This is a genomic window from Streptomyces hainanensis (genome assembly GCF_004348415.1).
GTDB lineage: Bacteria > Actinomycetota > Actinomycetes > Streptomycetales > Streptomycetaceae > Streptomyces > Streptomyces hainanensis.
The window spans coordinates 1-8,532 of sequence record NZ_SMKI01000345.1 but is presented as its reverse complement, the minus strand read 5'-3'; the positions used below and the strand labels follow the sequence as shown (position 1 = coordinate 8,532).

The window sequence follows — 8,532 nt, the reverse complement described above, 5'->3', positions numbered from 1 at the left end:
CACCCGCACCGTCACCCACCTCAGCGGGGACGGAAGCGTCGGCCGAGGGCCGCGTCGTGACCAGCCGATGGCTGATGCCTACCGCACTACCGGTCGGTCGACGCGGGTCGTGGCGCGGGGTCCATGCCGTAGCCGAGGTAGAAGCCGGGGTGGGGCGGCTGGTTGTAGGCGGTGTTCTGCCAGGCGAGGAAGTTGACGCTGGACGGCTCGCGGCCGATGTTTCCGCCGCCCAGGTCGCGCAGCGCGGTGTCGTAGACCGACCAGAACTCGGCTCCGGGGTTGCCGGCGTAGCTGTCCCCGGCGACGCGAGGCGTGGTCTCGCACCACTGTGGATGCTGTGCGAAACGGCCTCCAGGAGCGATACCGGATAGCGGCAGACCTCGGAGTCGGGCTCGATCTGCGGCAGGGCGAGGCGTTCGGACTGGACGAACGGGACATCGACTTCGTCCGCGGAGTTGTGCATGTACGGCGACAACTGCGATGGGATGTACGCGGCCGGCCGCATTTCTGCCCGCCCAAAGGGGCCGAGACTCGTACGGTCCTTCTGCCGCCCAATCTTGGACTCCGCACCCGTGAACACCTACGACACTTTCCGGCAGTGGAATGCACGCCGCCGCGACGCAACCCAGAACCGCCACAGACCAAGGTGGAAGCGCGTCAGCGGAAACCGGTGATGGTGCGTCTAGTCCTGAGCACCTGGCAGGGCAACCGGATCTTGCCCACTACCTGGAACGACTGCAGTTGGCGTCCCGCTCTCTTATCCGCCGGCGTGGTGCGAATCATCGGTGAGAAGACCACGCAGCAAAAGGGTGGGCAAGTACGACGCCATCCGATACTCGAGCGGTCGCGTCATGACATGTTCCATGTACTCAGGCACACCTACGCGAGCGTGCAGCTTGAGGCAGGTGAGTCTGTAGTCAGCCTCTCCCAGTGGCTTGTCCACGCCTCCCCCGCCATCACCCTGGAGCACTACGCTCACTTCATGCCCGGCGCAGGCCGGCGCGGACTCGCCGCGATCGACCTCTGGCTGGCAGCCTGAGCCATCGCGCGCCAAGGAACGGAAAGTCCCTGAGAAGTCCCTGCGGCACCATGCCGCGGGGACTTCTCCATAGAAGCGCAGGTCAGGCGCGGCACGGTGAAGAGGTCACCACGATGGACCCGTACAACCTGGTGCAGCGCGAGGAGGAGCGCGAGATGTTCGGGCTGCTGGCCGACCAGGGCGTGGGCTCCATCCCGTGGAGCCCCCTCGCCGGCGGCCTGGTCAACCGCCCCTACGGATCGCCGAGGCCCGCGGAATCTCCATGGCACAGATCGCCATGGCCTGGGTACTGCGCAACCCGGTCGTCGACTCCCCCATCGTGGGCGCCACCAAAGCCCACCACCTCACCGACGGCGCCACCGCACTCGACATCGAACTCACCGACGACGAGGCCACGGCACTCGAGGAGCACTACACCCCACGCGAACCCACCTACTTCTGACGCCTCCTCCCCGGTCCACCAGCTGACGGCATAGCCGCACCGCTCACGCGCACCGTGCCGCCGCCGAGTTCGACGGCGACACGGCTGACCCAGTAGGGCTCGCGCAGCAACTGCCGGCCCCTGACCCGCGGCTTCGCCTCATTCAGACACTGTCTGTGCCGTCCTGCCTTGTACAGCGAAAAATCTCGAGGCGTCCCGCCGACAGAGTGGAAAGTCCCTGAAAAGTCCCTGGGGTATCCCTCATCTCGAGCCGCTGGCCAGCACCGGATCCGCGGCTGCCTCCCAGTCCACATCTCCCAGCCGCCACCTGACCCGGCTCCCGGGCCGACGGAGACGACGGAGACGACACCGGACTCCCATGGGCCCACGGCCCCCTAGCGCCACTTCTCCGACCGCACCAGAGCCATCCGCGCCCAAGTTCAGGCACTGCTGGTCGCCGGTCACAGCCGAAGCTGGCCGGTCGTCTCCCTCACCACAATCGGCCGAAGCAAGCAGCGCTAGTCGTCGCCTGCGACGCTCACTGCCGCCTTTTCACTCGGCCAGACCTGGTGGCAACCTTGTCCGTGCAGATGAACGAGGAAGATCCACCAGGGCACCCCTCGAACACCGCGATGCGGGCCCTTTTCCTGTTCTTGAGGCGATCGGATTCATGGCCTCGCGCCGTTCCACGAAGCATTGACGAGCTCCGAGCGCCCGGACGTCGCCTTCGCCTGGGTCTTCCGCTCGAAGGCCCGAGACCTCCTGGAGTGCATAGGCCGCGACGAGCGGCCCGTCACCCACCAGGTCCTCGACGAACTGCCCCCGGGCGAGGGGCTGGCCCACCTGCGGAGCGTCGTGGTCGCGACCGGCTCCATGCCGCCCCGGGACGAACGGCTCATCGCCCTGGAGAAATGGATCACCGCGACGGTCCAGGTCCGCACCGACCTCGCCGAGCGCCGGATCCTGCACGGCTACGCAGTCTGGCACCACCTGCGCCGACTCCGCCGACGCCTCGGCGAAGAGCACGCCATCCGACTCCAGGACCTGAACGTGCGCTGCCACGTCACTGCGGCGGGCAACTTCCTCGATTGACTCGGCAGCGTAGGAGTCACCCCGGGGACCTGCGCCCAGACAGACCTGGAACGCTGGATGGCCAACTCCACGGTCAGCTGCCGCGACGAGACCGGCACTTCGTCCGCTGGTCGGTACAGCACCGGCATGCCCGTGACCTGGCCTACGGCACCGTCCGCTGGACCGGCCTGCTCAACACCACCGACAGCGAGAAGCGCTGGGCCGACGCCCGCCGCCGCTCTTGGCCTTGCCGCGCAGGCAACAGGCATCAGGCGGGGACTGGGCCGCCTACGCCGCCGACGTCAGCCAGCGCGCCATCCACCCGTGACGCCTGAGTGCCGATCTTCCCACCGTCAAGCACCGTGAAGGGCAGGTCATGGGGCGCAGGCCAATCCAGGTGCACCAGTTGACCGAGCTCGGGCACACTGCGCTGGTGAACGCCGATATAGCCCCGTCTCCGCAGGAACGGGCAATCCGTCATGTTGCATCGATGTCTTCCGGGACCCCGGTCGACCCTGCGCTGCGAGTGACTCTGAACTTTCACCCGGATCGCACGGTGCGCGGCCGGCCGATCCTGCTCGCGTTGGCCGAGGACGGCGTCTATCACTCGCAGTTCGTCACAGGTGCAAGCAACGGCGGCTTGACGGCCCATCCCGGGGGTGACCGGTGGCGCTGGGAGAGCCGGATCTTTGGGGGTGCGTATGACCATGCGCCCGCGCATGAGCGACCCGTCTATGGCGCGCTGAACTTCCGGCGGAAGCCGCTCGGCGGAGCGCCCCGATTCGGCTCCGCGCACTTTCGGCTGACCGATGAGGCTCTCTCGCGAGCCACGTTCTGCTACCCGGACAGCTTCTTCGAACCGTCGGCGTTCGATGTCACGGCCAGTATGTCCCTTATGGAGCTGGCTGAGGCCGATCGCCAGGACGCACTCGACGACTACATCGAGGCACAGGTGCACGGCCCGCTCGTCCTGAACCACGATGTCGAGGCATTGGTCCTGGACCCGAGCTATCGAGGAACCGTAGTAGAGGAAGCAGCCCGCAGCCTGTCATGCCCACTTGAATGGCACTCAGGGCTTCGGCTTGCCGTCGAAGAACTCGGTCGTCACCCGGACTACCGCGGACAGGAGTACGTCGACCTGGGAACCGAGATCGCCGTTGACGGCTATCTCGATCCGCGGATCATCGGTGACGCCGCACGCACCGGACTCCATGACCAGCAGGCTCTCAAGAAGGTGTGGCATTACCTGGCGCGCTTCGGGGAGTCCGAGGAACGCAACGCGTGATCAGGCAGGTATTCGGACAGTTCCAGTACCCGACTCCACCTGATGTGCAACTGTGACCGGGAAAGGGCCCTGTGTCACCCCTCCTGCGGCGGCAGCAACGAAGCCCCCAGCCTGGACCGCTGCCGCAGTACTTGCACGAACATCGCCCGCACCGACCAGCACGGGGACCAGATGCCGGCCGCCGCAGAGAACCTGCGGATGCGGGCGATGTCTCCGATGGTCCCCGAGCCGATGGCCGAGCGGCTGCGGTCCAAGGTCGAACACCTGGAGGAACTGGCCGCCCAACACTAGGACACCGCATGATCCTTGAGGAGGGGCAGGACGAGTGAGTGAGGACCGTACCGCCGAGCGCAAGAGCGTCCGGGCGGCCATCGACCGGCTGCTACTGAACTTGAACTCGTGATGTCGGCTTGCGGGGTCAAGTAGTGCGGCTCAGCTCTGGCGGGTTGGACGCCATTCGAAGGTCATGGGGCTGTCTCCAGGACTTCGCTGGGCCAGGTCTGCCGGACCTGTTCCAGCCGGTCGTGGTGCTCGTCAATCCAGTTCCCCGGCGGCCGGATCCACAGCATTGCGCTGAGCCGGTCGGGATCGTGGATCGTCACGCCCAGGGAGCGGTCTTCCTGCATGTGGATGCTCAGGCTCAGCCCGCGATCCCCGCCGATGCTCGCGCCCGTGCCGGGGGCGAGGCCGCTGAGTTCCTGCTTCCACGCGTCGAGGTCGTGCTGGAAGAGGTAGAGCTCCAGCCGGGCATCAACGAAGCTGGCGTGAGCCAGGACCGCGGCTCGGAGAACGTCGTGGCCGGTCAGCACCTCCGGCTGGAAGCGGCCGGTTACGCGCACGATGCAGCTGTCCCCGTCCGCGTCCTCCAGGTGGATCAGGTCCACCCCATCTGGTTCGGTCACCGCCGGCCTCGCTCTCTTGTGCTGGTCCGGCGTGCATCCTCCCTCATCGTCGTTCGAGCGGTGCCCGCGGCCCCGCAATCACACTTCGAAGGCCAGCCCGGTGCCCGTGTGGCAACCGTTGATCACCTCGGGACGGTACTGCAGTATCTTGAGCTTGCGCTTCACGGCCCGGGTGATCTGGCCGAGGTCGGCCGCGGCGAGGTTGCCGATGTCGCGCTTGACCAGCGACCAGACGCCCTCCTGCGGGTTGAGGTCAGGTGCGTAGGTGGGCAGTTGGAAGACGGTGAGCCACTCCGCGTTCGCGTCGATGAACTCCCTTATCCCGGCGGTCAGGTGGAGACGGACGTTGTCCCAGACCAGCACGATCGGGCCGCCGAGCTGGATGCGGGCGCGGACGATCAGGTCGCGGAAGTCCCGCCAGCCGAAGCCCTTCGGCTCGTCCTTGCGGCCCCGATACTCGCGGATCGCGTAGATCAGCCGGGACCGCTCGCCGGGCTTGTAGCAGGTCATGCCCGCCACCGACACCCTCCCGGACCCTCTGCCTCTCGCCCTCACGACCGGTGTGTGACCGACGCGGCCCCAGGTCCTGGCACGCGGCGGAGTCATTGACTGCCCGGCTTCGTCCTCGAAGACGATCCAGGCCCCGCGCTCCGCCGCGGTGCTCTTACCCGCGGCCAGGTCTCCTTCTTCCACACCTCGACCGCCGCATCGTCGCGTTCGATCCCCCGTCGGGCGGGCTGCTGCCAGCTCCAGCCGTGCCGCTTCAGCATCCGCCATGTGCCCTCGACTGTGTAGGAGACATGGAACAGTCGGCCGATCAGCGTCTCAATTCGCGCGAGCGTCCACCGCTGATCCGCCCATCCGTGAACCAGAGGACCGCGCTCCAACTCCCGCGCCAGCCTCGCGATCTGGGCATCGCTGAGTCGAGGCCTTCCCGGAGAGCCCTTCGAGAGCAGCCCGGCCTCGCCGCCCTCATGCCAGGCCCGGCGCCACCGCTCCACCGAACGCTCGCTAACCCGCAGGGCAACCGCGATCTCCGTGTTCTTCTGCCCGGCCCGGAAGCCTTCCACGGCCTGCAGCCGTAACCGCTCCCGCGCGGCTCTCTCAACGACGGTCAGCGCGCCGCCCTGTGCGTACCTCACACCCCCAGAGCTACCGGTGTCCACAACCAACTGTCAGGCGAACGACCCCGACATCACTCAATCAAGTTCAGTAGCCGACACCCCGTTGCGGTCCGACGGCGACCTGACCGTCGTCTCGCTCGCAGCCGAGCCTGACGTTAAGCGGCACGTGCTCACTCACATGCACACCGATCTTAAGGACGAGGTCCACGCTCGCGTCCGGGCTCAGGGCCAGGTCCCCGACAGCGGGCGCAAGCTGCGGCAGGAACTGAAGGAGGCCAAGGAACGGCTGACCGAGGTGCTTGCTGAGAACAAGTGGCTGAAGGCCGAGGCCGACGTCTTCGTCCGGATCATCAACGTCCTGGAGATGGGGAACGACCAACTCAAGGGACAGCAGGGCCGCAGCGGCACGGCGATTTCGATCGTCGGGCCTTGATAGGCAACTGTCCCTCATCGGTGGTGGGCCCCGGCGTCGCCGGGACCCACCGCGAGCGGGGACATTCGCCGCTCCATTCCGGCCACAGCGTCGTTTCACAGGCATGACGATGATCGGCAGACATTTTCACGATGCCCTCGTGGCCATCAACTGGGCCCGGTCAGCGGCTGGCTGGCCCTGGCCGCGGTCCTGATCGCCGTCAATGCCCTGCGGCTCAACGAGCGGCAGCACCAGGACACCGAGATCAAACCGGCCCGGCTGGTCACCCTGATCCCCGAGGCACACCATCGCACCCTCAGCGGCCGACTGCACGTACTCCTGCCCGTCACCAACGACGCTGACGAGCCGATCGTTGACCCACGGCCTCTGGTCTACCTCCAGGCCGGCGACGGCAGTCGTACGGCGGTGACGTACGGTCTGTGCGGAGCCCGAGGAACACGCCGAGTACCGCATCGTCGGAGGCGACAGCCAGCAGTTCGGCCTCCACTTCCCCGCTGATCCCGAGCCGACCGAGGACACCCCGCTGGTGTACGTGGGTAGGGCGGCTTTCAGTGGCCCCATCAAGGCGAGTCCAACTGGCCCCGGTTTGTTGACGATGCGTGAAATCGCGCGGTGTGAAGTGGCCCCGTAGGGCGGATCGATCTGGGACCACCGGAGGCGGTGGACGTGGAACGGGGGGCTGACGCCAGTGCGTTCGATCCCGCGGATGACGGCGCCGTCGAGACCACGGCACTGCCTGCCGCTAGGGTCTGGGCATGGTCAAACACGTGCCGTTCACCGGCGGTGAGAAGGAAAGTCTGCACACCGCTTTGGATCGACACCGCGACGCGGTCCTGTGGAAACTCGAAGGACTCGACGATGACCAACTTCGCCGTCCGGTGACACCGTCGGGTGCGAGTCCACTCGGGCTGCTCAAGCATCTGGCCGGTGCCGAACTCGGTTGGTTCTGCCTCACGTTCGGCCACGCGTGTGACCCTCTTCCCTTCGACGTCGAGGGCGACGAGGCATCCGACTGGCACGTGGGTGCTGACGAGGCGGCCAAGGACATCCTGGACTTCTACGTCCGCGCCCGGACCGCGGCAGACGAGGCGATCGAGAGCCTTGACATCGACGCCACCGGCACCGCGTTCGCGTTCTTCGACGGCGCGACCGTCTCACTGCGTTGGGCACTGATCCACATGCTTGAGGAAGTCGCCCGGCATGCGGGCCATGCTGACGTCATGCGTGAGTCCATCGATGGTTTCACCGGAGATCATAACTGGGGTTGACACAGCTACCGGTCGAGGCATCGCCCCGCTCGGCTCGCAGTCCTTTGTGGTCAGGGAACCCGGAACAGTCTGCGACAGCTGGCGATCGTCCGCTCTTCGGTCCCGGCGGGCGCGTCGGTCATGGCGTCCAGCAGTTGTTGGAGGCCGGGGCGGACGGGCTGCGTGGCGCGGCGGCGTGCGGGGCGCGGCGCAGCCCCTTGACCCGGCGCCGGCCTGCGGCGGGCAGACCGGCCTGCTGCGGGGTGATCCTCGCGCGGCGGCTGGTGAGGAATTCGCGGACCTCGCTTCGGTTGTCCATGTCCTCGAGGCTACGACGGTCCCCGTGCGGCAGAGGTGTCCTGACAGTACGCGTAACGGGGGGTCCTTCCACACGGCGGTGAACTGCGGTTTCGTCGATCGCGGGCCGACCGGGCGGCCGGCCGTCCCTCCGGTGGCGCACACCGCGGCCGTGGGGCGGAATGGAGGCGATGCCCGGCCCCCGTCACCACCGGCGGCCCGCGGGGCGTCAGCGGAGAGGAGCTCTCGATGCCGGAGAACAAGCAGCCCGGGGGGCCGCGTGACCAGTTCGGGGATCTCGCCCCGGCGCTGGCCGGATACGGCGAGGACGTGCTGTTCGGGCAGGTGTGGGAAGGCGACGACGGAAGGAATCATGCGCGCAACTGTGCTTCACGCCCCCCGCGACGTCCGCGTCGAAGACGTGCCATCGCCGTGTCCCGCCACGAGCCGCGCCAGAAGCTGGCCCGCGAGTTCGGCGCCACCGACATCGTCGCCGAGCGCGGCGAGGAAGGCGTCGCCCGGGTCGAGGAGCCCACCGGCGGCGGGCCCGCATCGGTGCGCGCCTTCCTGCCCGACCTCATCCAGCGGGTGCTGGGGGGCCGGATCAACCCGGGCAAGGTCTTCGATCTTCGCCTGCCGCTGGAGAAGGCCGCCGAGGGCCACCAGGCCATGGACGAGCGCCGCGCCATCAAGTCCCTCCCGCTCCCCTGACC

Annotated in this window: 8 protein-coding genes and 4 pseudogenes; 8 read left to right on the top strand and 4 right to left on the bottom strand. The window is 67.5% G+C overall.

From position 1 onward, the window contains the following. Positions 1-86: 86 nt before the first annotated feature. Positions 87-188: pseudogene (locus tag E1283_RS39755) on the bottom strand (rhamnogalacturonan lyase family protein); the annotation flags it as partial. A gap of 581 nt (positions 189-769) precedes the next feature. On the opposite strand from E1283_RS39755, the gene E1283_RS26320 reads away from it, so the two are divergent. The 5 genes and pseudogenes from E1283_RS26320 to E1283_RS26300 all read left to right on the top strand — a co-directional run bounded on the left by E1283_RS26320 (position 770) and on the right by E1283_RS26300 (position 4,107). After that, positions 770-1,039 (top strand): site-specific integrase, encoded by a 270-nt coding sequence (locus E1283_RS26320; RefSeq protein ID WP_132820640.1) that lies wholly within the window; start codon positions 770-772, stop codon positions 1,037-1,039. Between the two features lie 50 nt (positions 1,040-1,089). Then, positions 1,090-1,481, top strand: a pseudogene (locus E1283_RS40130) (aldo/keto reductase). A gap of 675 nt (positions 1,482-2,156) precedes the next feature. Next, a complete protein-coding gene (locus tag E1283_RS39020; RefSeq protein WP_243745118.1) occupies positions 2,157-2,552 on the top strand; it encodes a hypothetical protein in 396 nt (131 codons plus the stop codon). 469 nt (positions 2,553-3,021) lie between these two features. Continuing rightward, complete coding sequence (locus tag E1283_RS26305) at positions 3,022-3,816, top strand: DUF3626 domain-containing protein (protein WP_243745120.1); 795 nt, start codon at positions 3,022-3,024, stop codon at positions 3,814-3,816. Between the two features lie 42 nt (positions 3,817-3,858). Next, positions 3,859-4,107, top strand: coding sequence for a hypothetical protein (locus tag E1283_RS26300; protein WP_132820638.1), 249 nt, complete (start codon positions 3,859-3,861; stop codon positions 4,105-4,107). A 173-nt stretch (positions 4,108-4,280) separates the two neighbouring features. On the opposite strand, the gene E1283_RS26295 is transcribed toward E1283_RS26300, so the two are convergent. Beyond that, complete coding sequence (locus E1283_RS26295) at positions 4,281-4,718, bottom strand: DUF5959 family protein (RefSeq protein ID WP_132820637.1); 438 nt, start codon at positions 4,716-4,718, stop codon at positions 4,281-4,283. 78 nt (positions 4,719-4,796) lie between these two features. Further along, positions 4,797-5,860, bottom strand: a protein-coding gene (locus E1283_RS40000) for an IS630 family transposase (RefSeq protein WP_425086232.1) whose coding sequence is annotated in 2 segments (ribosomal slippage) — positions 4,797-5,413 and positions 5,413-5,860 — 1,065 coding nt in all. Because the reading frame shifts where the segments join, the coding sequence is not laid out codon by codon here. A gap of 16 nt (positions 5,861-5,876) precedes the next feature. Here E1283_RS40000 and E1283_RS26280 point away from each other — a divergent pair. Together E1283_RS26280 and E1283_RS26275 are read left to right on the top strand one after the other, a co-directional pair. After that, on the top strand, positions 5,877-6,275 hold the full coding sequence (locus tag E1283_RS26280; protein ID WP_132820634.1) for a hypothetical protein: 399 nt from the start codon (positions 5,877-5,879) through the stop codon (positions 6,273-6,275). Positions 6,276-7,030: 755 nt separating this feature from the next. Further along, the gene (locus tag E1283_RS26275) at positions 7,031-7,543 is read left to right on the top strand and encodes a DinB family protein (RefSeq protein WP_132820633.1); all 513 of its coding nucleotides are present in this window, start codon (positions 7,031-7,033) and stop codon (positions 7,541-7,543) included. A 169-nt stretch (positions 7,544-7,712) separates the two neighbouring features. On the opposite strand, the pseudogene E1283_RS26270 reads toward E1283_RS26275, so the two are convergent. Beyond that, positions 7,713-7,841 (bottom strand): annotated as a pseudogene (locus E1283_RS26270) (transcriptional regulator); the annotation flags it as partial. A 362-nt stretch (positions 7,842-8,203) separates the two neighbouring features. Between E1283_RS26270 and E1283_RS26265 the strand changes: the two are divergent. After that, positions 8,204-8,530 (top strand): annotated as a pseudogene (locus E1283_RS26265) (IMP dehydrogenase); the annotation flags it as partial. Between the last annotated feature and the right edge of the window lie 2 nt (positions 8,531-8,532).